At 71.5% G+C, this 21,819-nt stretch carries 21 protein-coding genes and 2 pseudogenes; 12 read left to right on the top strand and 11 right to left on the bottom strand.

Annotation, left to right across the window (positions count from 1 at the left end):
* Positions 1-84 precede the first annotated feature (84 nt).
* A complete protein-coding gene (locus AB0A94_RS02080) occupies positions 85-1,662 on the bottom strand; it encodes a glycoside hydrolase family 20 protein (RefSeq protein ID WP_361737561.1) in 1,578 nt (525 codons plus the stop codon).
* Positions 1,663-1,949: 287 nt separating this feature from the next.
* On the opposite strand from AB0A94_RS02080, the gene AB0A94_RS02075 reads away from it, so the two are divergent.
* The 6 genes from AB0A94_RS02075 to AB0A94_RS02050 all read left to right on the top strand — a co-directional run bounded on the left by AB0A94_RS02075 (position 1,950) and on the right by AB0A94_RS02050 (position 6,922).
* Entirely contained in the window at positions 1,950-2,531 is a 582-nt protein-coding gene (locus tag AB0A94_RS02075; RefSeq protein ID WP_361737558.1) for a 2-oxo-4-hydroxy-4-carboxy-5-ureidoimidazoline decarboxylase, read from the top strand.
* A gap of 178 nt (positions 2,532-2,709) precedes the next feature.
* Complete coding sequence (gene sdhC, locus AB0A94_RS02070; RefSeq protein WP_078903214.1) at positions 2,710-3,090, top strand: succinate dehydrogenase, cytochrome b556 subunit; 381 nt, start codon at positions 2,710-2,712, stop codon at positions 3,088-3,090.
* A 5-nt stretch (positions 3,091-3,095) separates the two neighbouring features.
* Positions 3,096-3,578 carry a succinate dehydrogenase hydrophobic membrane anchor subunit gene (locus tag AB0A94_RS02065; RefSeq protein WP_361737341.1) on the top strand — a complete coding sequence of 161 codons (483 nt, stop codon included), beginning with the start codon at positions 3,096-3,098 and terminating at the stop codon, positions 3,576-3,578.
* 19 nt (positions 3,579-3,597) lie between these two features.
* Positions 3,598-5,352 (top strand): succinate dehydrogenase flavoprotein subunit, encoded by a 1,755-nt coding sequence (gene sdhA / locus AB0A94_RS02060; RefSeq protein ID WP_361737338.1) that lies wholly within the window; start codon positions 3,598-3,600, stop codon positions 5,350-5,352.
* Positions 5,352-6,131: a succinate dehydrogenase iron-sulfur subunit gene (locus tag AB0A94_RS02055; protein ID WP_361737335.1), complete on the top strand. Its 780-nt coding sequence runs from the start codon at positions 5,352-5,354 to the stop codon at positions 6,129-6,131. The genes sdhA and AB0A94_RS02055 overlap by 1 nt, the downstream gene beginning before the upstream one ends.
* A gap of 155 nt (positions 6,132-6,286) precedes the next feature.
* Entirely contained in the window at positions 6,287-6,922 is a 636-nt protein-coding gene (locus AB0A94_RS02050; protein WP_361737332.1) for a Uma2 family endonuclease, read from the top strand.
* On the opposite strand, the pseudogene AB0A94_RS02045 reads toward AB0A94_RS02050, so the two are convergent.
* The 3 genes and pseudogenes from AB0A94_RS02045 to AB0A94_RS02035 all read right to left on the bottom strand — a co-directional run.
* Positions 6,919-7,530, bottom strand: a pseudogene (locus tag AB0A94_RS02045) (hypothetical protein); the annotation flags it as partial. The gene AB0A94_RS02050 and the pseudogene AB0A94_RS02045 overlap by 4 nt on opposite strands.
* 53 nt (positions 7,531-7,583) lie before the next feature.
* A pseudogene (locus AB0A94_RS02040) lies at positions 7,584-8,538 on the bottom strand (RNA-guided endonuclease TnpB family protein).
* Between the two features lie 134 nt (positions 8,539-8,672).
* Positions 8,673-8,921, bottom strand: coding sequence for a hypothetical protein (locus tag AB0A94_RS02035; protein WP_361737329.1), 249 nt, complete (start codon positions 8,919-8,921; stop codon positions 8,673-8,675).
* A 157-nt stretch (positions 8,922-9,078) separates the two neighbouring features.
* On the opposite strand from AB0A94_RS02035, the gene AB0A94_RS02030 reads away from it, so the two are divergent.
* From AB0A94_RS02030 to AB0A94_RS02020, 3 genes are read left to right on the top strand one after another with little or no spacing between them, the layout of a single operon-like run.
* Entirely contained in the window at positions 9,079-9,495 is a 417-nt protein-coding gene (locus AB0A94_RS02030; protein WP_361737326.1) for a hypothetical protein, read from the top strand.
* Between the two features lie 5 nt (positions 9,496-9,500).
* On the top strand, positions 9,501-9,995 hold the full coding sequence (locus tag AB0A94_RS02025; RefSeq protein WP_361737555.1) for a DCC1-like thiol-disulfide oxidoreductase family protein: 495 nt from the start codon (positions 9,501-9,503) through the stop codon (positions 9,993-9,995).
* 31 nt (positions 9,996-10,026) lie between these two features.
* The gene (locus AB0A94_RS02020; RefSeq protein ID WP_361737324.1) at positions 10,027-10,800 is read left to right on the top strand and encodes a TetR family transcriptional regulator; all 774 of its coding nucleotides are present in this window, start codon (positions 10,027-10,029) and stop codon (positions 10,798-10,800) included.
* Here the strand turns inward: AB0A94_RS02020 and AB0A94_RS02015 are convergent.
* Positions 10,793-13,207, bottom strand: a complete 2,415-nt coding sequence (locus tag AB0A94_RS02015) for an MMPL family transporter (protein ID WP_361737552.1) — start codon at positions 13,205-13,207, stop codon at positions 10,793-10,795. The genes AB0A94_RS02020 and AB0A94_RS02015 overlap by 8 nt on opposite strands.
* 162 nt (positions 13,208-13,369) lie before the next feature.
* Between AB0A94_RS02015 and AB0A94_RS02010 the strand changes: the two genes are divergently transcribed.
* Positions 13,370-14,059 (top strand): response regulator transcription factor, encoded by a 690-nt coding sequence (locus AB0A94_RS02010; protein ID WP_361737321.1) that lies wholly within the window; start codon positions 13,370-13,372, stop codon positions 14,057-14,059.
* The gene (locus AB0A94_RS02005; RefSeq protein WP_361737318.1) at positions 14,056-15,582 is read left to right on the top strand and encodes a HAMP domain-containing sensor histidine kinase; all 1,527 of its coding nucleotides are present in this window, start codon (positions 14,056-14,058) and stop codon (positions 15,580-15,582) included. The genes AB0A94_RS02010 and AB0A94_RS02005 overlap by 4 nt, the downstream gene beginning before the upstream one ends.
* Before the next feature lie 7 nt (positions 15,583-15,589).
* Here AB0A94_RS02005 and AB0A94_RS02000 read toward each other — a convergent pair whose 3' ends face one another.
* The 3 genes from AB0A94_RS02000 to AB0A94_RS01990 all read right to left on the bottom strand — a co-directional run bounded on the left by AB0A94_RS02000 (position 15,590) and on the right by AB0A94_RS01990 (position 17,905).
* Positions 15,590-16,099 carry a cysteine hydrolase gene (locus AB0A94_RS02000; protein ID WP_361737315.1) on the bottom strand — a complete coding sequence of 170 codons (510 nt, stop codon included), beginning with the start codon at positions 16,097-16,099 and terminating at the stop codon, positions 15,590-15,592.
* Positions 16,100-16,279: 180 nt separating this feature from the next.
* Positions 16,280-17,632, bottom strand: coding sequence for a metallophosphoesterase (locus tag AB0A94_RS01995; protein ID WP_361737312.1), 1,353 nt, complete (start codon positions 17,630-17,632; stop codon positions 16,280-16,282).
* A 24-nt stretch (positions 17,633-17,656) separates the two neighbouring features.
* Positions 17,657-17,905, bottom strand: coding sequence for a hypothetical protein (locus AB0A94_RS01990; protein ID WP_361737309.1), 249 nt, complete (start codon positions 17,903-17,905; stop codon positions 17,657-17,659).
* Positions 17,906-17,996: 91 nt separating this feature from the next.
* Here AB0A94_RS01990 and AB0A94_RS01985 point away from each other — a divergent pair, with 91 nt between their 5' ends.
* Positions 17,997-19,286, top strand: a complete 1,290-nt coding sequence (locus AB0A94_RS01985) for a D-alanyl-D-alanine carboxypeptidase (protein ID WP_361737307.1) — start codon at positions 17,997-17,999, stop codon at positions 19,284-19,286.
* Here AB0A94_RS01985 and AB0A94_RS01980 read toward each other — a convergent pair.
* The 3 genes from AB0A94_RS01980 to AB0A94_RS01970 all read right to left on the bottom strand — a co-directional run bounded on the left by AB0A94_RS01980 (position 19,234) and on the right by AB0A94_RS01970 (position 21,759).
* Complete coding sequence (locus tag AB0A94_RS01980) at positions 19,234-20,151, bottom strand: YihY/virulence factor BrkB family protein (protein ID WP_361737304.1); 918 nt, start codon at positions 20,149-20,151, stop codon at positions 19,234-19,236. The genes AB0A94_RS01985 and AB0A94_RS01980 overlap by 53 nt on opposite strands.
* A 133-nt stretch (positions 20,152-20,284) precedes the next feature.
* Complete coding sequence (locus AB0A94_RS01975; RefSeq protein ID WP_361737301.1) at positions 20,285-21,220, bottom strand: decaprenyl-phosphate phosphoribosyltransferase; 936 nt, start codon at positions 21,218-21,220, stop codon at positions 20,285-20,287.
* Positions 21,217-21,759, bottom strand: coding sequence for a phosphatase PAP2 family protein (locus tag AB0A94_RS01970; protein ID WP_361737297.1), 543 nt, complete (start codon positions 21,757-21,759; stop codon positions 21,217-21,219). The genes AB0A94_RS01975 and AB0A94_RS01970 overlap by 4 nt, the downstream gene beginning before the upstream one ends.
* Between the last annotated feature and the right edge of the window lie 60 nt (positions 21,760-21,819).

Genomic DNA, 21,819 nt, shown 5'->3' with positions numbered 1-21,819 from the left:
GTCCAGAACACCACCACAGCCGTACGGGAGTCCGCAGCCGTATGCGGCAATCCGGCCCGCGGCACGGGCCGGCCCGGGGGCCGGTCAGTCCAGCCTGTCCGCCAGGTCCCGGAACTGCGCCCAGGACAGCTCCGGTTCGTCCGGGTCCCAGAGTTTCTGGACGGTCGCCCGCAGCGGCATCCTGATCCCGTCCGCGACCTGCTCCTGGGTCTGGGCCCGGGGGATGTCGCCCCAGATCGCGAAGGACCCGCCGAGGATCCGGTCGTCGTACCGCTCCGGGACGGCGGTGGTGCCGCGCAGCACCAGCGGCGTCCACTGCTCGTAGATCCGCTCGCCCGTCGGATAGACGAAGGTCAGGGGCTCCCCGAGGACGTAGTAGAGGAACTCGTCGTTGTAGTTGACGACCTCACGGCCCTCGCCCAGGTACTCCGCGGGCTGCCGGGCGCCGATCTCCTTGCCGGTCCAGTAGGCGACCCGGATGTCCTCCGCGGCCCGCACCGACCCGCCCCGGAAGAAGCCGTCGTTCCAGGCGCGGGGCGTGCGGCCGTGGGCGCGGACCGTGGCCGCCCGGTCGTTGAGCCAGCCGGTGGTCAGGTCCTCCACGGTCGCGCCGGAGCCGTACTTCTCCCGCGCGGCGGCGGCCAGGCCCGGGAACGACGCCTCGGGGTCGGGGACCACCAGCGCCTGGTACTCGTCGCCGCCCAGGTGCCACTGCCCGCCGGGGAAGAGTCCGGCGTACTCGTCCAGCAGGTCGTCGAGGATCTCGGCGGACTCCGGCTTCGAGATGTCGATCGCGCCGCGCACGGCGCCCCCGCTCACGTCGCGCAGCTGGAGGTCCGGGTGGGCGGCGATGACCGCGCCGAGGTGTCCGGGCGAGTCGATCTCGGGGACGACGGTGATGTGCCGGCTCTCCGCGAGGTCGACGATCCTCTTCACCTGCGCCTTGGTCAGGTGGTCCGCGGACACGATCTCCGGGTGCGAGTCGGACTCGACGCGGAAGCCCTGGTCGTCGGAGAAGTGCAGGCCGATCTCGTTGAACTTCAGATCGCCCAGCTCGCGGATCCGGTCCTCGATCCAGCCGGCGCTGTAGTGCTTGCGCGCGATGTCCAGCATCAGCCCGCGCCGCGGCTTGGCGGGCTCGTCGCGCACCACGCCCTCGGGTGCGGCGCCGGCCCCCTTGATCTCCTGCTTGAGGGTGCGGGTGCCGTAGAACGCGCCCGCCTCGCCGGGAGCGCTGACGGTCACCCGCCCGTCCCGCACGGTCATCGTGTACGACTCGGGGTTCGCGCCCGCGTCCCGGTTCAGCTCCAGCCGCAGGTCCCCGGCCCGCCGGTCGCCCTTCTCCCCCGCGTACGCCAGCCCCAGCTCACCGGCTATCAGGCGCCCCTCGTCGGCCAGCGCGGGATCGTCCACGACCACCCGGTGGTCCTTCGCGGGACGCCAGCCCGGGCCGCGCTCCGCGGTGTGGTCGCGTACGGCGGGTATGGTGCGCGGCGCCTTCGACAGCGGGTAGGTGCGGCTGGGGCTCGGACTCGGGCTCTCCGCGGGGGAGGCCGCCGCCCGGCCCGCGGACGCGCCGTCGCCGTCCGAGGCCGCCCAGAGGCCGAGGCCCACGCCGGACGCGGCCACCAGCGCGCCCGCGGCGACGGCCACGACCGGCACCCCTCGCCGCCGCACCGCCCCCGCCACCGCGCGGTGCCCCTGCCGCCTGTGCCGCCTGTGCTGACTCACCCAGCCAACGTACGACCCGAACGAGTGAAGGGCGCGGATGAGCCGCCTTCAAACTCTGCCGTCCGGGTGAATTCGGGGTACCGATCGGACACGTCTCGGCCTCACTCGATAACGTGTCGTCACAACTCTCACAGCATCTTCCATCGATACACACGCGACGCCCACGAGGACCCACGCTGCCTGCGCACCGTCTCCCAGACCTCCCCGGCCGAGTCGCCATACCCGGGCAGTCCCGCGGCACACCCGGCGCCCCGCCCGCGCTCGAGCGGTTCAACACCGCTCCCGCCGAGGACGCCGAGCGCGCCCTCCTGGCCTGCCTGCGCAGCCTGCGCTGGGCCCTGCGCCTCTCCGGCCACCGCCCCTACCCCGACCTGCCGTCCCTCCTGGCCGCCTCCGACGAGGCGGCGTACGACCTCTCCCCCGAGGAACTGACGGAGGCCCTGGCCGCGGAATCCCGCCCCGCCCTCCCCGACGGCACCTACTCCGCCGCCCACACGGCCCTGAACGCGGCCCACACGGCGTACGAGACCAAGTTCGGCCACGTGTTCGTCATCTGCCTGGACGGCGTCCCCGAGGAGGAGGCCCTGGACCGGGTCCTGGAGAGCATCCGGTCACGATTGGCGAACGATCCGGACGACGAACGAGCGGTGGCGGCGGAAGAACTCCGGCGCCTGGCCAGGGAGCGGCTGCTCGCCCTGCTGGGGACGCGGGGTCGCGACATGTACGGATCCGCCACGGGGGCGCGACCGGCCACCGACGGGCCCATGCCCGGCAAACGCGACAAAGCCCCGCCCGGGTAGCCGCCAAGAACCGACACGCACCCCTTCGGGTGCAACTTTGATCACACCCCCCGACCCCGCCGATGCCCGGCGCCGACGGCTCGCTACGATGCTGGGGGCCGGTGGACCGTACCCGGCCGGGCCCGACCGACAAGGAAAGCCGGCGCGGCCCCGAACCCCGCTCCCGGAGGAAACTTCCGTGCCGGCTGGAACGCTGTACCGCGGCCGGGAAGGAATGTGGTCCTGGGTGGCTCACCGAGTCACCGGCGTCCTCATTTTCTTCTTCCTGTTCGTTCACGTGCTGGACACCGCTCTCGTGCGGGTGTCCCCCGAGGCCTACGACACCGTCGTGGCCACGTACAAGACGCCGATCGTCGCGCTGCTGGAGTACGGCCTCGTCGCCGCCATCCTGTTCCACGCGCTCAACGGCCTGCGTGTCATCGCCGTCGACTTCTGGGTCAAGGGCGCCCGCTACCAGAAGCAGATGCTCTGGACCGTCGTCGCCCTGTGGCTCGTGCTGATGATCGGGGCGATCTACCCCGTGCTCGGCCACGCCGCTCGTGAACTGTTCGGGAGCTGACACCCATGTCCACGACTGACACCACCGCCTCGGGCATCGGCCCCGTCGAAGGCGGCTCGATCTACTCCGTCGACAACCCGGCGCCGGTCATCGAGCCCCCGCGCAAGCGGACCAAGAAGAGCCCGAAGAGCACGCGCGGCAACTTCGAGATGGCCGCCTGGCTGTTCATGCGCCTGTCCGGCGTCGTCCTGGTCGTCCTCGTCATCGGCCACCTGCTGATCCAGCTGGTGCTCGACGGCGGCGTCTCCAAGATCGGCTTCGCCTTCGTGGCCGGCCGCTGGGCCTCGCCGTTCTGGCAGGTCTGGGACCTGCTGATGCTGTGGCTGGCGATGCTGCACGGCGCCAACGGCCTGCGTACGGTCATCAACGACTACGCGGAGCGGCCGAACACCCGGCTGTGGCTCAAGGGCCTGCTCTACACCGCCACGGTGTTCACCATCCTGCTGGGCACGCTGGTGATCTTCACCTTCGACCCGAACATCCGCTAGGCACGGGGCTGCGAGAATCATGAAGATCCACAAGTACGACACCGTCATCGTCGGCGCCGGTGGCGCCGGCATGCGCGCGGCCATCGAGTCGACCAAGCGCAGCCGCACCGCCGTCCTGACGAAGCTCTACCCCACCCGCTCCCACACGGGCGCCGCGCAGGGCGGCATGGCCGCCGCGCTGGCCAACGTGGAGGAGGACAACTGGGAGTGGCACACCTTCGACACGGTCAAGGGCGGTGACTACCTGGTCGACCAGGACGCCGCCGAGATCCTGGCGAAGGAGGCCATCGACTCCGTCCTCGACCTGGAGAAGATGGGCCTGCCGTTCAACCGGACCCCGAACGGCACCATCGACCAGCGCCGCTTCGGCGGTCACAGCCGCAACCACGGCGAGGCCCCGGTCCGCCGGTCCTGCTACGCGGCCGACCGCACCGGCCACATGATCCTCCAGACGCTGTACCAGAACTGCGTCAAGGAGGGCGTGGAGTTCTTCAACGAGTTCTACGTCCTGGACCAGCTGATCACCGAGGTCGACGGCGTCAAGAAGTCCGCCGGCGTCGTGGCGTACGAGCTGGCGACCGGCGAGATCCACGTCTTCCAGGCGAAGGCCGTGATCTACGCGTCCGGCGGCACCGGCAAGTTCTTCAAGGTGACCTCGAACGCGCACACGCTGACCGGTGACGGCCAGGCCGCCGTGTACCGGCGCGGGCTGCCGCTGGAGGACATGGAGTTCTTCCAGTTCCACCCGACCGGCATCTGGCGCATGGGCATCCTGCTGACGGAGGGCGCCCGCGGTGAGGGCGGCATCCTCCGCAACAAGGACGGCGAGCGCTTCATGGAGAAGTACGCGCCGGTCATGAAGGACCTCGCCTCGCGTGACGTCGTCTCGCGCTCCATCTACACGGAGATCCGCGAGGGCCGCGGCTGCGGTCCCGAGGGCGACCACGTCTACCTCGACCTCACCCACCTCCCGCCGGAGCAGCTGGACGCCAAGCTGCCCGACATCACGGAGTTCGCGCGGACCTACCTCGGCATCGAGCCCTACACGGACCCGATCCCGATCCAGCCGACCGCGCACTACGCGATGGGCGGCATCCCGACCAACGTCGAGGGTGAGGTCCTCGCGGACAACACCACCGTCGTCCCGGGCCTGTACGCGGCCGGCGAGGTCGCCTGTGTCTCCGTGCACGGCGCCAACCGCCTGGGCACCAACTCGCTGCTGGACATCAACGTGTTCGGCAAGCGGGCCGGCATCGCGGCGGCGGAGTACTCGCAGAAGGCCGACTTCGTCGAGCTGCCGGAGAACCCGGAGTCCTTCGTCGTCGAGCAGATCGAGCGGCTGCGGTCCTCCACCGGCAACGAGCGGGTGGCCACCATCCGCCGTGAGCTGCAGGAGACCATGGACGCCAACGTCATGGTGTTCCGCACCGAGCAGACGATCAAGACGGCGGTCGAGAAGATCGCCGAGCTGCGCGAGCGCTACAAGAACGTCGCCATCCAGGACAAGGGCAAGCGGTTCAACACCGACCTCCTCGAAGCCGTCGAGCTGGGCAACCTGCTCGACCTGGCCGAGGTCATGGCCGTCTCCGCGCTGGCCCGCAAGGAGTCCCGCGGCGGTCACTACCGCGAGGACTACCCGAACCGCGACGACGTCAACTTCATGCGCCACACGATGGCGTACCGCGAGGTCGGCGCCGACGGCACCGAGACCGTCCGTCTGGACTACAAGCCGGTCGTCCAGACCCGCTACCAGCCGATGGAGCGTAAGTACTGATGGCTACCCCTGTTCTGGACAAGGCGGACGCGGCCGGTTCCCCCGGGCCCGGTTTCGCCGACTCCCCGTACATCACCGTCACGATGCGGATCCGCCGGTTCAACCCGGAGGTCGCGGCCGAGGCGGTCTGGGAAGACTTCCAGCTGGAGATCGACCCCAAGGAGCGTGTCCTCGACGCGCTGCACAAGATCAAGTGGGACCTGGACGGCACGCTGACCTTCCGCCGTTCCTGCGCCCACGGCATCTGCGGCTCCGACGCCATGCGGATCAACGGCAAGAACCGCCTGGCGTGCAAGACGCTGATCAAGGACATCAACCCCGAGAAGCCGATCACGGTCGAGGCCATCAAGGGCCTGACGGTCCTCAAGGACCTGGTCGTGGACATGGAGCCGTTCTTCCAGGCGTACCGGGACGTGATGCCCTTCCTGATCACGAAGGAGACCAACGAGCCGACGCGCGAGCGGCTGCAGTCCGCCGAGGACCGCGAGCGCTTCGACGACACGACCAAGTGCATCCTGTGCGCCGCGTGCACGTCCTCGTGCCCGGTGTTCTGGAACGACGGGCAGTACTTCGGCCCGGCGGCCATCGTCAACGCGCACCGCTTCATCTTCGACTCGCGTGACGAGGCCGGTGAGCAGCGCCTGGAGATCCTCAACGACCGCGACGGCGTCTGGCGCTGCCGCACGACCTTCAACTGCACGGACGCCTGCCCGCGCGGCATCGAGGTCACCAAGGCGATCGCGGAAGTGAAGCGCGCGCTGATCACGCGTCGCTACTGAGGTAGCTCGCCGTACGTCCGTGAGGGCCCCGTCTCCGCTGGAGACGGGGCCCTCTGGCATATGCCACACCTTTGGGTGAACGTGCCTGCGACGGACGTGAGGGCGTCCTCCGCCCTACGATGATGGTCTCGACACCAGCCCCTAGGAGGCACGCGATGTCCGCAGCATCCGTCGAGCGGCCTCACTACGAGCGGTTCCACGACGAGCGTCCGCTGATCGCGGAGGCGAACCTTCTCATGGACCGCCTTCCGGGCTACCGCGTCGAGATCATCGGAGACCAGCTCCTCGTAACCCCGCCACCGGACGGCCCGCACGCCGTAGTCCTGACCGACCTCATTCTGCCGTTCGCAACCGCCGGCCTGCACGGCGCGGACTCCAAGGTGGTCCAGGGCATCGGTCTCTGGCTGCCGACCGACACCGAAGACTACGCAATCCCTGACTTCGCGGTGGTGGACGCGGACTTCCACGACCACCTCATCGAGAACAACTCCTACGACCCGGTCTGCTTCCGCCTCGTCCTGGAGGTCACTTCCAGCAACTGGAAGACCGACCTCAAGACCAAGGTCGCCGCCTACGCCGAGGCGAAGATCCCCGTCTACGTCGTCGTCGACCGCAAGCATCAGCGCATCCACGTCCTGACCGACCCGGTCGAGAGTGAGTACGCCACCCACCGCTTCCACTCCCCAGGCCAGCAGGTCACCCTCCCCGACTCCATCGGCGCCAAGGTCACCCTGGACGTGGCCGAGATCCTCGAGGCCGGCCGTGCGAAGCGGACCCCCGATCAGGGCTAGAGCTGGCTCAGGATCGTCGGGTCCGTGATGGCCGTGTCGTCGGCCAGCAGCATCGCCCTGCTGAGGATCACCGCCAGCATCCGGTCCCCCTCGAAGGGGAGGTGACCGGCCTGCGGGGCGGCCGGGTCGGACTTCTGGACGATGCACAGGTACTGGTCGTTCGGGGTCATGAGGATGTTGCCCGAGCCCAGGTGGATCTTGTAGGTGTGGCGTTCGCCCCGCACGTGCAGGAAGCGGCCCTCGACGGTGCACCGGTCGGCTATCGCCAGCCTGGGGACCAGCCGCTCCAGCAGGGCGCGCCGGGTCTGGGCGCTCTGGTTCAGCTCGCCGAAGCCGTACGACGTCCAGTACGCCCCGAAGCGGCCGCCGGGACCGCCGTCCTGCCAGGTGGGGTCGTTGCCGACGCTGGCCACGCCGACGAACAGGTCGACGTCCCGCAGCACTTCGGAGAGGACCAGGGGCGGTACGTCCTCCAGCGGGATCGGGTCGACGGGCTCCTGTCCGTCGCGCGGCCACATCGAGTACCCGCCGCCGTAGCAGTGCGCCGAGTTCCCGGGCGCGTCGATCGGGTAGAAGCGGACCTGGTCGGTGCGCAGGCGCAGTTGACTTGCTCCTCGGGCCGAAGCCCGGGATTCTGGCCTTCTCGATCGTTGCCGTGCCGCTACGCGGCACGGGGTCCGGTCGGGAATCCGTGGCTTCCTGTTTCTTCGCGCTGCGCCAGAACGGGTTCTGGTCTTACCGGCGCTCCGCAGGCCGACGCCGCCAGTCCGGCGGCCGTCTTCACGTTGATCGCGGCGTTGTGGTCCCGGTCGTGGACGGTGCCACAGGCCCTACAGGTCCACTCCCTCACATTCAGGGGTTTGGGTCCGTCCACGGCGCCGCAGGTGGAGCAGGTCTGGGAGGTCGGCTCGAACCGGCCGATCTTCACCAAGGTCCGTCCGTAGCGTTCCGCCTTGTACTCCAGCATGCTGATGAACGCCGACCATCCGGCGTCGTGCACGCAGGACCGCGAAGTGGGTCAGACCGAGGTTAATGCCGATGGTGCGGTCGGTGTCGGGCATCCGGGCAGCGTCGGCGGCGGGGTCGGTGTCGACGACGAAGGAGGCGAAGTACCGCCCGGCCGCGTCCTTGATCACGGTGACCGAGGACGGAGTGGCGGGCAGGGTGCGGGACCACCGGACCTTCACCGCGCCGATCTTCGGCAGGTTCAGCCGGCCACTGCCGGTGATGCTCCAGCACGCGTTGGCGGTGAAACGGATCGACTGCCGGGCATCCTTGCGGGACTTGAAACGGGGCGGGCCCAGCTTCGGCCCCTTGCGGGTGTCCTTGAGGGAGGCGAAGAAGTTGCGGTAGGCGCTCTCGGCGTCCCGCAGGGACTGCTGGAGCACCACCGCGGAGACCTCGCCCAGCCAGCACCGCTCCACCGTCCGCTTCGCCCGGGTGATCAGGCATACAGACAGCTCCCCGGCCGTCGGGAACGGCTGCCGGGCCTTGCGGGCGTCCTCGCGGGCGCGAACCGCGTCGTTGAACACGACGCGGGCGCACCCGAACGCCTTCGCCAACGCTGTTTGCTGGCCGGTGTCCGGGTACAGGTGGAAGCTGTACCGAAGCTGCATGCGAGGATCATACGAACGAGCCTCATCACCCGTCGCCGGGAACATCCGTTCCCCATCTCACTCCAGGCGACCGCACCGTCCGGCTTCGCCGGAACGACACCGCGGCGCTCCGCGCCGCAGTCATGAGATTCGCTTCACCACCGGACTGAAGCCCGATGCACTGCAAATGAAGTTCGGTAGCCGTCGACGACGCGCTCCGCGTCCGTCGGCCGTACGAGCCCCTGGAACACCTCCGGCGTACGGGCGTTGTACTCGGCGACCTCCTGGAACACCCGGCGCCTGATCAGCTCGCGCACCGTCAGCCGCTCCTCGGCGATCTCCAGGCCCCAGGCCGCGCGCCGCTCCCCCGTCGTCGTCTCGTCGACGAACGTCACGACTCCCATGACGAGGACAGTACGGGCCACCACTGACAACCACCGTCCGGGGCCGGGGCGACGGCCGTGACGAGCCCCACTCACAACTGAGTTGAACATGTTCAAAAAAGGGGTCTAGAGTCTCTCCCGTCAGCGTTTTGAACGTGTTCAATAAGGGCTGGGGGACATGGACCGCACGGTCATCGCCTATGTCATCTACCTCGTCGTCAGCATTGGGCTGACCGTCTGGGTGGCTCGCACGCTCAGCAGCAACGGACGGGTCTTCCTCGCCGACGTGCTGCACGGCAACGAGAAGCTCGCCGACGCCGTCAACCACCTCCTGGTGGTCGGCTTCTACCTCGTCAACCTCGGGTTCGTCGCGCTGTACCTGAGCGACGACGAGACGATCGCCGACACCCGCGGCATCTTCGAGGCCCTGTCGACCAAGCTCGGCGTGGTGCTGCTGGTGCTCGGCGTGATGCACCTGGGCAACGTGTACGTGCTCAACAGGATCCGGCGCCGCGGGGTGATGGAGCGGGAGCAGCTGCCGCCGGTCGCGCCGCAGGGCTGGGTGGCCCCGACGGCCCCGACGGCCGGGGCGTGAGCGGCGTGCCGGCCGCACGCGAGGACCGGGGCGCCGCGCGCGTCCCGGTCCGCCGGCTCACCGTGCTGTACGACGCCGAGTGCTCCCTGTGCGCCTTCGTACGGGACTGGCTGGTGCGCCAGCCGCAGCTGGTGCCCCTGGAGCTGGTCCCGGCGGCGTCGCAGGCGGCGCGGGCCCGGTTCCCCGGCCTCGACCACGGGGCCACCCTGGAGGAGATCACCGTCGTGGGTGACGGCGGGCAGGTGTACCGGGGGGCCGGCGCCTGGGTCGTCACCCTGTGGGCGCTGCGCAAGTACCGGCGGCTGGCCCACCGGCTGAGCACCCCGTCCGGCGCCCTGCTCGCCAAGGGCGCGGTGCTGGCCGCGGCCAAGTGGCGCGGGGCGGTGTCCGGATGGGGCGGAGGCGTGTACCGCCGGGGTGACGGGTGGACGTACGATCCGCACGGCGGCTGGAGCCACACCCCGCCGGACTGCGTGGCAGGCACCTGCACCGCCCCGTAGGACGGGCCCTTCCTGGCGTTAGGCTCCTTCCGTGTCCGCGAAGAACGACGGCCCCGGCGACGGCGCCACCCTCAGCAAGTCCGAGCAGACCCGCGCCCTGATCCTCGAGACCGCCATGCGGCTCTTCCAGGAGCGCGGGTACGACAAGACGACCATGCGGGCCATCGCCAAGGAGGCGGGGGTCTCCGTCGGCAACGCGTACTACTACTTCGAGGGCAAGGAACACCTGATCCAGGGCTTCTACGACCGGATCGCCGCCGAGCACCAGGCGGCCGTCCGGGAGGTCCTGGCCCGGGAGACCGACCTGGAGGCCCGGCTCGCGGGCGTGCTGAAGACGTGGCTGGACATCGCCACGCCGTACCACGAGTTCGCGGTGCAGTTCTTCAAGAACGCCGCCGACCCGGACAGCCCGCTCAGCCCCTTCTCCCCCGAGTCGGAGCACGCGCGCGTGGAGGCGATCAGCGTCCACCGCGCGGTGCTCGCCGGGACGAGGTCGAAGGTGCCCGAGGAACTGCGGGACGTCCTGCCCGAGCTGATGTGGCTGTCCCAGATGGGGCTCGTCCTGTACTGGATCTTCGACCGCACCGAGGGCCGCGAGCGCAGCTACCGGCTCGCCGAGCGCGGCGCCCGGCTCACCGCGCGGGGCATCGCCCTGGCCCGTTTCCGGGTGCTGCGGCCACTGGTGCGCGAGGTGCACGAACTGTTCACGGAGTTCCTGCCCGGGATGACGAAGGCGCTCCCCGACCCGGCGAAGAAGGGGAACGGGGCGCCCGCCGGCGACGGGCGCCCCGGCACCGTCAGTTGACGGCGTCCACCTCACCGGGCACGAGTTCCACGTCGTGCACCAGGGGACCGTCCGTCACGGTCACGTGGGCCGCGCGGGAGCCGAGCGGGGTCGCCGTGGCCGCGAGCAGATAGGTGCCCGGGGCCGGTACGGAGACGATGTACGAGCCGTCGGCGAGGGAGACCACGCGGTCCAGCCGGCGGCCGCCCGAGGTCAGCAGGGTGACGGCGGCGCCCTCGACGGGTTCGCCGTCGGCCGTGCGGACGAAGCCGTGGACCACCGAGGAGGGGCCCTCGTGCCGGGCGGGGTCCTGCCCGGCCGCCACGGCCTCCTCCTTCGGTTCGACCGCCAGATGCGGCAGCCGCTTCTCCAGCCCGGCCGGCAGCCACCAGTTGGACTTCCCGAGCAGGTGCATCACGGCCGGTACCAGTGCCGTGCGCAGGATGAACGCGTCCAGGGCGACCGCGGCGGCCAGTCCCACGCCCGCCATGGCGGCGCCGTAGTCGCCGCTGAGGACGAAGGCGAGGAAGACGCAGACCATGATCAGGGCCGCGGAGTTGATGACGCGGCTGGTCTCCGCGAGGCCGACGCGCACCGCGCGGGCGTTGTCCCGGGTGTGCACCCACTCCTCGTGCATCCGGCTCACCAGGAACACCTGGTAGTCCATGGAGAGCCCGAACAGCAGCGACAGCATGATGATCGGCAGGAAGGACGCGATGGGGCCCTCCGTGCCGAGGCCGAGCAGGTCCAGGCCGTAACCCCACTGGAAGACCGCCACCAGGACGCCGAAGGAGGCCGCCGCCGCGAGCAGGTTCATCACGGCGGCCGTCAGCGGCACCACCAGGGAGCGGAACGCGAGCAGCAGGAGCAGGAAGCCGAGGCCGATGATCGTGCCGATGAACAGCGGCAGCCGCTCGCCGGTCACCGTCGCGAAGTCCTTGGACACCGCGGTCACCCCGCCGACGTGGGCCTCGACGCCCGCCTGAGGGATGACGTCGTCGCGCAGGGTGTCGATGAGCCGGTCCGTCTCCTCGGCCTGCGGGGAGGTGGTGGGGACGACCTGGATGACGGTGACGCCGTTCGCGGGCGGCACGGCGGCGACCTGGGCGACGCCCTCGGTCTCCTCCAGGACGGTCACCAGGTCGTCGGGCGCCTCGCCGTCCACGACCACCTGGAGCGGGCCGTTGAAGCCGGGGCCGAAGCCCTCGGCGAGCAGGTCGTAGGCCTGCCTGGTGGTCATGGAGGCGTCGTCGTTGCCCTGGTCCACGGTGCCCAGGCGCAGCGACAGCAGCGGGACCGCGAGCGCCGCCATCAGGACCACGGCCAGGACGGCCACGGACCGCGGGCGGCGCTGGACGCCGGCGGACCAGCGCGCGGCGAGACCGCTCACCGCCTCGGTCTGCGGGCCCTGCGCCGCGAGCCTGCGGCGCTGGCGGCGGCTGAGCACCCGGTGGCCGAGCAGGCCGAGCAGCGCGGGCAGCAGGGTGACGGCGGCGAGCACGCTCAGCACGACGGTGAGCGTGGTGCCGATGACCACGCCGTCCAGGAACCGCAGGTTCGTCACCAGCATCCCGGCGAGCGCGATGCACACCGTGCCGCCCGCGAACAGCACCGCCCGGCCGGAGGTGTTGAGGGCGGTGACCGCCGCCTCCTCCGGGTCGACGCCGCGCAGGATGCCGCGCCGGTGCCGGGTGACGATGAACAGGGCGTAGTCGATGCCGACGCCGAGACCGATCAGCGTGGACAGCAGCGTGGCGAGTTCGGGGACGTTCGTGACATGGCTGAGCAGCTGCGTGCCGAACATGCCGGTGCCGACGCCGAAGACGGCGACCACGATCGGCAGCAGCATCGCGAAGAGCGAGCCGAAGGCCACGAACAGCACGACCGCGGCGGCCAGGATGCCGACCAGCTCGGCCGTGCCCGTCGGCGGCTCCTGGACGCGCGTGATGGCCTGGCCGCCCAGCTCCACCTGGAGCCCGTCGCGCGCGGCGTCCTGCGCCGTGTCGACGACGTCCTGGACCAGCTCCTTCGGCACGGCGTCCGCCTGCTCGGCGAACGTGACCTGCGCGTAGGCGATCCGCCCGTCCTCGCTGATCTGCGCCGCGCCCTGCTCGCCGTAGGGGTTCGTGACGGCGCCGACGCCCTCCATGCGCCCGATCTCCGTCAGCGCCGGCTCGATCCGGGACCGTACGGAGTCGTCGCGCACGGAGCCCTCGTCGACCTTCCACACCACGGTGTCGGTGTCGCCGGCGCGTTCCGGGAACGCCCGCTCCATCAGGTCGTACGCCCGCTTGGAGTCCGTGTCCGGCAGCGAGAAGACCTCCGCGTAGTTCGTGCCCGCGCCGCTCGCCGAAACCCCCAGTCCGAACAGCGCCCCCACCCACAGCAACAGGACCACCAGCCGATGCCGATAGCACCAGCGTGCCAATACCGCCACTTCAAGCTCCTTCGTCGCTCGGTCGGTCCCCCAGGTCCTGGGCAGCAGAATCGACGGCGACGCCCGCGCGGGGACACGACTCGGGCGGGACTCTCAAGGAACTCCAAAGCGAACACCGGTACGACCGGCGGGGGTTCCGCCGATACTGGGGGCATGACGACAGCTCCCGGCACCGTGCTGGTCGTGGAGGACGAGGAGAGCATCGCGGACGTCCTCGCCATCGCCCTGCGCTACCACCGCTTCGAGGTCATGACCGCGGGCACGGTCCGCGAGGCGCTCTCGCTGACCGAGCACACCCGCCCCGACGCCGCCCTCCTCGACGTGATGCTGCCGGACGGCGACGGCCGCGCCCTCGGCCGTGAACTGCGCTCCCGGCGGCCGGAGCTGGCGCTGGTGTTCCTCACTGCGCGGGACGCGCCCGCCGAGGTCGTCGGCGCGCTCGGCTTCGGCGACGACTACATCACCAAGCCGTTCAACATCGACGAGGTCGTCGCCCGGATCACCGCCGTACTGCGCCGCACCCGCCCCGCCGACGTCCTCCCGCAGCGGGCGCCGCTGCGCCACGGCGACCTGGAACTGGACGAGACGACGTACTCGGTGCGCCGCGCGGGCCGCTCGGTCGAGCTCACCCCCACCGAGTACGCGCTGCTGCGCTTCCTGGTGCGCAACGGCGGCCGGATCGTGCCGAAGGAGCAACTGCTGCGCCACGTCTGGCAGTACGAGCACGCCCCGGCCGAGTCGACCGTCGTCGAGACCTACATCAGCTATCTGCGGCGCAAACTCGACACCCTGGGCCCGCCGGTGATCACCACCCGGCGCGGGGTCGGGTACGGCCTGACGTGAGGCTCCCGATCCGGAAGCCGGGCCGCGGGCGGGGCGTCCACTCGCTGCGCGGGGCGCTGACCCTGGCGAACGTGGTGCTGCTGGCCCTCGGCATCGTGGCGGCCACCGCGGTGAGCGTGGTGGGCATGCGCTACTACCTGCTGGACCAGATCGACACGGAGCTGACCCGCACCCGGGACTCGCTGGGCGGCACGGAGATGACGCTGCGGCAGATCGACTCGCTGAGCGTGCTGAGCTTCTTCCGCGACCGGGTGAATCCGGACTGGAACCGGGAGGACGACCCGAACTCGATCTTCGCCGCCGTGAACCCCCGGGGTGAGCCCGTCGGCGTCCTCGGCTTCGCACCCACCGACGCCCAGCGCGCCCTGACCGACGCGGTGGGCGACGCGCGCACCCTGCTCCAGGACCCGGAACCGCACGACGTCACCGTGCGCGGCGCCGCCTACCGCGTCACCGCCACCCGGCTCGCGGACGGCACGTACATCCTGATCGCCGGCTCCACCGAGGCGGTGCACCACGCCATCGCCAAGGCGGTCAAGTTCGACCTGGCCATCGGGACGCTGCTGTTGCTGCTGCTGGCCTGCCTGACCATGGTCAGCGTGCGGCGGCGGATGCGGCCGCTGGAGGACATGGTGGAGACCTCGTCGGCGATCGCGGAGGGCGACCTGACCCGGCGGGTGCCCTCCAGCCGGGAGACGATCCTGGAGGTGGAGCAACTGCGGCTCGCCCTCAACTCGATGCTCCAGCAGGTGGAGTCGGCGTACCGCACGCGTGAGCACAGCGCGGCCCAGCTGCGGCGGTTCGTCGCCGACGCCTCGCACGAACTGCGGACGCCCCTGGCCGCGATACGCGGCTACCTCCAGCTGTACGACCGGGGGATGCTGCGCGAGCCGACGGAGCGCAGGCGGGCCTGGGACCGGATGATGGCGGAGTCCGACCGCATGGGGCGGCTGGTCGACGAGCTGCTGGTGCTGGCCCGCCTGGACCAGCGTCCCGAGCTGCGGCTGCGGAACGTGGACGTGTGCCGGCTGGTGCGGGACGCGGCGGAGGACCTGCGGGTGCAGCAGCCGGAGCGGGCGGTGACCGTGGACGCGGACGGCTCGGTGCTGGTGCACGCGGACGAGGCGGGGCTGCGGCAGGTCCTGGGGAACCTGCTGGGCAATGTGCGTACGCACACTCCGGCGGACGTCGCGGTACGGCTCGGGGTGGTCCGCGCGGACGGGCTGGTGCGGCTGTCCGTGGCGGACGACGGGCCGGGGCTCGCGGCGGAGGACGCGGCGCGCGTCTTCGACCGCTTCTTCCGCGCCGGCGGGGGTGCGGGAAGCGGTCTCGGCATGGCGATCGTGCAGGGCGTGGTGCGGGCGCACGGGGGTGAGGTGGCGGTGCGGACGGCGCCGGGCGAGGGGCTGGCGGTGACCGTGACGCTGCCGGCCCGGCCGGGAGCGTGCCCGACGGACGACGGGACGACGACGACCGTCCCGGAGCCGGCGCCGGCACCCGCCCCGTCGAGCCGCACGGCATGAGGCCGGGTCACTCCCCGGCGGCCGTGAGGTCGGCGACCCGGGCGGTGCGCGCGCCGAGCGCGGTCAGCCGGTCGAGGGCCGCGCGGTGCTGCGCCTCGTCGGGGCTCGCGGTGGCGTCCTCGACGACGACCACGCCGTAGCCCAGGCGCAGCGCCGTCCCGGCCGTCGCCGCGACGCCGTGCGCGGTGGAAAGACCGGCGACCACGATCTCGGTGACCCGCTCGCGGCGCAGTACGCCGTCCAGCCCGGTGCCCTCGAAGGCGTCGAGGCCGTGCTTGGTCACCAGGTGGTCGCCGGGGCGCGGCGTACAGCCGGGCACGAGCCGGTTGGGGGCGGCGTCCGGACCGCCGTCCGCCGCGTCGGCACGCACGTACCGGATCAGGACGACCGTCGAAAAATGGTCACGCAGCCGCCCACACGCCTCGACGACGTCGTCCCCGCCGACCGGCTCCCAGGGCATGTCGACGATCCACCGCTGCAGATCGATCAGCACGAGCGCCGTACGAGCGTGACTCATCGGTTCCCCCCTGGCTGCGGGCAGTCGTGCCTCCCCGGTGCCTTGAATGCCGGGGAGGCACCCCCGGGGCGGCACGGGTGGGCGAGGGGGGTACCTCCCGCTCGAGCGCAGTCGAGAGTGGGGGAGGCACCCCGCGAGCGCGGGGGAGCGAAACCCACCCCGGCCCGCACCGACACGCCGTCAGGCCTGCCTGGAGGCCAACTCGATCACCGTGACGTCCGACGGCGCACCCACCCGCGTGGGCGGCCCCCACGCCCCCGCCCCCCGGCTGACGTACAGCTGGGTGTCGCCGTAGCGCTCCAGACCCTCGAGGGTGGGGTTGGCCAGGCCCGCGATCAGGTTGCCGGGGAACAGCTGCCCACCGTGGGTGTGCCCGGACAGCTGAAGGTCGACACCATGGTCGACGGCATCATGGATCTGCACCGGCTGGTGGGCGAGCAGCACACACGCCCGCCCCCGATCCCGGTCACCGAGTGCCTTCGCGTAGTCCGGGCCCTGCCCCTCGTCCTCGCCGGCCACGTCGTTGACCCCCGCCAGGTCGAAGTGCGGCAGCTCCGTGCGGGCGTTCTCCAGAGGGTTCAGCCCGAGCCGCCGCACCTCCTCGACCCACTGCTCGGCACCGGAGAAGTACTCGTGGTTGCCGGTGACGAAGAACGAGCCGTGGCGTGCCCTCAGCTGCGCCAGCGGGGCCGCGGCCGGGCCGAGGTCCTTCACGCTCCCGTCCACCAGGTCGCCGACGACCGCGATCAGGTCCGCCTGGGTCGAGTTGACCGTGTCGACGACCTTCTGCGCGAAGCCGCGCCCGAGCACCGGCCCGAGGTGGATGTCGCTGACCACCGCGATGCGGTAACCGTGCGCCGCGCGGGGAAGCTTGGCGAGCGGCACGGTGACCCGCTTCACCCGCGGACCGCGCAGCACGCCGTACGTCCCGTAGCCGACGGTTCCCACGGCCGCCGCGGCGGCGGCCCCGCCGACGACGCGGGAGACGAACAGCCGCCGGGAAGGGCCGGCGGGCACTCCCTGCGGGACCTGCGGGTTCCGAGGCTCCTGCGGCTCCTGCGGCTCCTGCGGGCCGGACGCATCGCCGTCGGCCGCCGGTCCGTCCCCGGGCGCGCCGGCACCCGGTACACCGCCCGGACCGCGCCCCGCGCCCCGCCCGGCCGGTATCGGCTCCGGCCGCGCCGGTGCGGGCGCCGCCTCCGAAGTCCCCGCCCGCCGGTCCAGGATCCGCCGCAGCACCGGGCGCACCAGCTCGCCCGCGAGCACCGCCAGCAGCAGGTACAGGGCCAGGGCCAGCCACAGGTAACCGGGCCAGGCCAGGACCTGCTTGAGCCAGAAGGGGGCCCCTCCGCGCCCGGCGACGAAGGCCCCGACGGTCAGCGCCCAGCCGCCGACGATCACCACGGCGCCCGCGCGGCGCACCGCGCCCGGGCCCTTCGTGGTGTCCCGGAACAGACGCCGCCACACGTACCAGTTGCCCGTCACCAGGACGGCCACGACCAGTAGCGCGATGAGTACGAAAACGATGGCCACGAGGCGGAGTTCCCCTGTTCCCGGTCAGGACGTCCGTGACGTCCGGCTCAGTGCGCGCAGTCCGCGCAACCCGATGCCCCCGATGACCGTCCCCCATACGAAGGAGACGACGGCGAGCGTCAGGTGAACGAAGAAGTACGCCGTCGGGTGCCCGTCCTCGAACGCGAGTCCGCTGCTGTCCTTGACCAGGTTCTTGACGAAAGTGACCCAGATGACCCAGCTCCACACCCCGAAGGCGAGCAGGAACCAGGAGACGGGGCGGCTGAGCTTCATATGTCCAGTATCACCGGGCGGTGTCCGGATCCTTGCCCGGGGTGGGGGCCTGCCCGGGACTTCGTCAGATATGGCATGTACGTTTCCGGTCGTGCCCGCACCCAAGAACACCGTCCGGCGATCGCTGCTGGTCGCCTCCGCCGTCCTGTTGTCCACCGCGCTGACCGCACCCGTCGCGCTCGCGGCCCCGAAGCCGTCGACGAGTCCGTCGGCCACTCCCCCGGCGAAGATGTCCGTCGTGGGCGGCGCCCGGCTCGGTCAGCCGGGGACGCAGGTCAACCTCGCGAGCGGGGTGCCGGTGCTGCCGAAGGAGCTGTCGGCCCGTTCCTGGATCGTCGCCGACGCCGAGTCCGGCGAGGTGCTCGCCGCCCACAACGCGCACTGGCGGCTGGCCCCGGCGAGCACGCTGAAGATGCTGTTCGCGGACACGCTGCTGCCGAAGTGGCCGAAGACGACGGAGCACAAGGTGGAGGTCTCTGACCTGGCCGGGGTCGGTCCGGGCTCCAGCATGGTCGGGGTGAAGGAGGGCGAGACGTACACGGTCGAGGACCTGTGGCGTGGCGTCTTCCTGATGTCCGGCAACGACGCGGTGCACGTGCTGTCGGCGATGAACGGCGGCGTCGAGGACACCGTCAAGGAGATGAACGCGCACGCCGAGGAGCTCCAGGCGCTCGACACCCACGTGGTCAGCCCCGACGGTTACGACGCCCCGAAGCAGGTGTCGTCCGCGTACGACCTGACGCTGATCGCCCGTTCCGGACTGCAGAAGAAGGACTTCCGGGAGTACGCCTCGACGGTCAGGACGCAGTTCCCCGGCGAGACGAAGAAGAACAAGAAGGGCAAGAAGGTCCGCGGGACCTTCGAGATCCAGAACACCAACCGGCTGCTGGCCGGCGACACCGACGTGCCGGTCTACCAGGGCATAGCCGGTGTGAAGAACGGCAACACCACCAACGCGGGCGCCACCTTCACCGGTGTCGCCGAGCGGGACGGCAAGGTGCTGCTGGTCACCGTGATGAACCCGTCGAAGAACGAGCACAACGAGGTCTACAAGGAGACCGCGAAGCTCTTCGACTGGGGTTTCAAGGCGGCCGGCAAGGTCGAGCCGGTGGGTGAGCTGGTGCGGCCGAAGAGCGTGGAGCAGGCCGGTGCCCAGCCGGGCCCGTCCGCCTCTCCCGGCGAGGCCGGGGGCGTCGGGGACGGCACCGTCGTGGCCGGGTCGAAGCCGGTGGCGACCGCCGCGTCGGGCGGTGGCACCGACGGCATCGGGGTCGCGCTGGGCATCGCCGGCGGGGTGGCCGTGCTGCTCGCGGGCGGTGCGTTCCTGGTCAACCGACGCTGGCCGCTGCCGGACCTGGTGCGCCGCCGCTCGCGTCCGTGAGCCCGGGGACCTCGTCCTGCTTGCTGCGCGTCGCCGTCCAGGCGGCGCAGAACAGGACCAGTTTCGAGGTGAGGTTGATCCACAGCAGCAGGGCCACCGGGACGCCGAACGCCCCGTACATGCTCTTCGTGGCCACGCCCTGCAGGTAGCCGCTGAGCAGCAGTTTCAGCAGTTCGAAGCCGACCGCGCCGGTGAGGGCGGCGACGATCAGACGGTGCCGGGCGGGTTCGACGCCGGGCAGCAGGGTGAGGACGTACAGCAGGAGCAGGAAGTCGGCGCCGACGGCGACGGCGAACGCCGCGACGTGCAGGACGATCCCGCCCCAGCCGCCCTTCTCGAGCCCGCTGGCGTCGCTGATCCGGCCGACCATCGCGGAGGCGACGGTGGAGGCGACCAGGGTGGTCAGGACCGCGCCGCCCAGGCCGACGAGGACGCCCAGGTCCTTGCCCTTGCGCAGGAGGGGGTTCTCCTCCTCGTCGGGCAGCTCCCACACCGCGCGCAGGCATTCGCGCGTGGAACCGGCCCAGCTGACGCCGGTGAACAGCAGCGCGGCACCGGCGATGAGCCCGACGGTGCCGGCGTTCTCCACCAGGCCCCCGATGTTCAGCTGGTCGGAGATGCCGGGCACCTGGTCGGCGATCCGGTCCTGGAGGGTGTCCCGCTGTTCCCGGCTGAGTGTGGCGGCGCCGATCGAGGCGGCCACGGTGAGCAGCGGGAACAGCGCGACGAAACTGGTGAACGTCATCGCGGCGGCCAGCCGCGTCCAGTGCACCCGGTCCAGGCGCTCGTACGACCGCCACGCGTGCGTGAGCATCAGCCGGGCCGCCCACGGCCCGACGACCGGAAGCCTTTTCAGCCAGTCCATGATCCGACCCTGCCCCCGTCCCGGAAGCCCCGTGTCCTGGTGCCCCCATGTCCCGGTACCCCGGAACCGGGCTTCCACGGCCGGTGGCGGAGCGGCCGGTCTCCCACCGGCCGGTCTCCCGCCGGCCGGTCCCTCACCAGTCGGCCACCGCCAGGGCGTACATCGCCGCCCAGACCAGGCCGATGACGGCGAGCGCGCGGTCGCCCAGCACCACGTCCTCGGGTTCGCCGGCGGTCCCGCGGTCGGCGAAGACGGCGTAGCGGAGGACGGCGAGGACGAAGGCGACCACGGACAGCTGCCGCCAGGGCAGCACGCTGGCGTGCGGCACGCCGCCCTCCTCCAGGGCCCACAGGCAGTAGCCGAGGACGGCGACACCGGCGGCGAGCTGCCAGACGAAGCGGAGGTAGCCGGTGGTGTACTCGGTGAGCAACGCGCGCGTGGCGCCCCCTTCTCCGGCCATCCGCACGGCTTCGGAGTAGCGCTTGGCGGCGACCATGAACAGCGCGCCGAACCCGGTGGTGATGAGGAACCAGCGCGACAGAGGGATGCCGAGGGCGAGTCCGCCGATCACCGCGCGCATCACGAAGCCGGTGGTGACGACGACGAGGTCGACGACGAGGACGTGCTTGAGGCTGACGCAGTACGCCAGTTGCATGACGAGGTAGGCGGTCAGCAGCGCGGCGGCCTCCGGGGGGCACAGCCGGGCCGCGACGGCGGGCGCGAGGACGCCGAGGGCGGCTCCGGCGGCGTAGGCGGCCGGTACGGGGACCTGGCCGGCGGCGACCGGGCGGCGGCACTTGACGGGGTGGGCGCGGTCGGCGTCGGCGTCGCGCGCGTCGTTGACGAGGTAGACGGCGGCGGCGCAGGCGGTGAACAGGACGAAGACCAGGGCGAGCCGGGTCAGGGCGTGGACGGAGAACAGTTCGCCGGCGGCGGCCGGGGCGGCGATCACCAGGACGTTCTTGACCCACTGCTTGGGCCGCGCGGTCAGCAGCAGGCCCTTGAGCAGGCCGCCCCTGCCGGACGGTGCGGTCTGCCGCCGGTCGGAGCGCTCGCGCAGGAGGGTCACGCGGGGCCTCCCGTCATCCAGCGGGCGCCGAGGCGGGCCGTGAGTGCGCCGAGGGCGGCGCCGGCCACCACGTCCGACGGGTAGTGGACGCCGGCCACCAGGCGGGACACGCAGACGGCGGCGGCGAGCGGGGGCACCGCACGGGCGCCCAGCGCGCCGAAGGCGACGGCGGCGGCCGCCGCCGAGGTGGCGTGCGAGCTGGGGAAGGAGTGCCGGCCGACCGTGTCGACCAGGGGTTCGACGTGCGCGGGGCGCGGACGGCGCACGACCCGTTTCACCACCGAGCCGGCGACGTGGGCGCCCGCGGTGAGCGCGGTGCCGCGCAGCCAGGCACCGCGCCGGGGGCGGTCGACGACGGCTCCGGCGAGCCCCGCGGCGAGCCACACCGCCCCGTGCTCCCCCGCCCGGGACAGGACCCGTGCGGCACCGGCGACGCGCGGGTCCGCGCCGCACGCCCTGAAGGCCGAGACGATCCGGTGGTCCATGCCGTGGAGACCGCGGGTGCGGGGGAGGGCGTGGGGGTCGTGGAGGTCGTCCATGGGGACCCACTGTTCACGCCCGGCGGGCTGGAATTCCCGTCCCCCGGGAGCGACATCCCA

Source organism: Streptomyces sp. NPDC044984 (genome assembly GCF_040646935.1).
GTDB lineage: Bacteria > Actinomycetota > Actinomycetes > Streptomycetales > Streptomycetaceae > Streptomyces.
Note: the sequence above shows the minus strand (reverse complement) of the source record. Positions and strands in the feature narration are given on the sequence as shown.

Excerpts from the sequence above, each read along its gene's own strand:
- AB0A94_RS02000 (WP_361737315.1), bottom strand. The coding sequence starts at position 16,099 with ATGAGTCACGCTCGTACGGCGCTCGTGCTGATCGATCTGCAGCGGTGG.
- AB0A94_RS01990 (WP_361737309.1), bottom strand. The coding sequence starts at position 17,905 with ATGAAGCTCAGCCGCCCCGTCTCCTGGTTCCTGCTCGCCTTCGGGGTG.
- AB0A94_RS02055 (WP_361737335.1), top strand. The coding sequence starts at position 5,352 with ATGGCTACCCCTGTTCTGGACAAGGCGGACGCGGCCGGTTCCCCCGGG.
- AB0A94_RS02030 (WP_361737326.1), top strand. The coding sequence starts at position 9,079 with ATGGACCGCACGGTCATCGCCTATGTCATCTACCTCGTCGTCAGCATT.
- sdhA (WP_361737338.1), top strand. The coding sequence starts at position 3,598 with ATGAAGATCCACAAGTACGACACCGTCATCGTCGGCGCCGGTGGCGCC.
- AB0A94_RS02035 (WP_361737329.1), bottom strand. The coding sequence starts at position 8,921 with ATGGGAGTCGTGACGTTCGTCGACGAGACGACGACGGGGGAGCGGCGC.
- AB0A94_RS02010 (WP_361737321.1), top strand. The coding sequence starts at position 13,370 with ATGACGACAGCTCCCGGCACCGTGCTGGTCGTGGAGGACGAGGAGAGC.
- AB0A94_RS02065 (WP_361737341.1), top strand. The coding sequence starts at position 3,096 with ATGTCCACGACTGACACCACCGCCTCGGGCATCGGCCCCGTCGAAGGC.
- AB0A94_RS01970 (WP_361737297.1), bottom strand. The coding sequence starts at position 21,759 with ATGGACGACCTCCACGACCCCCACGCCCTCCCCCGCACCCGCGGTCTC.
- AB0A94_RS01980 (WP_361737304.1), bottom strand. The coding sequence starts at position 20,151 with ATGGACTGGCTGAAAAGGCTTCCGGTCGTCGGGCCGTGGGCGGCCCGG.
- AB0A94_RS02050 (WP_361737332.1), top strand. The coding sequence starts at position 6,287 with ATGTCCGCAGCATCCGTCGAGCGGCCTCACTACGAGCGGTTCCACGAC.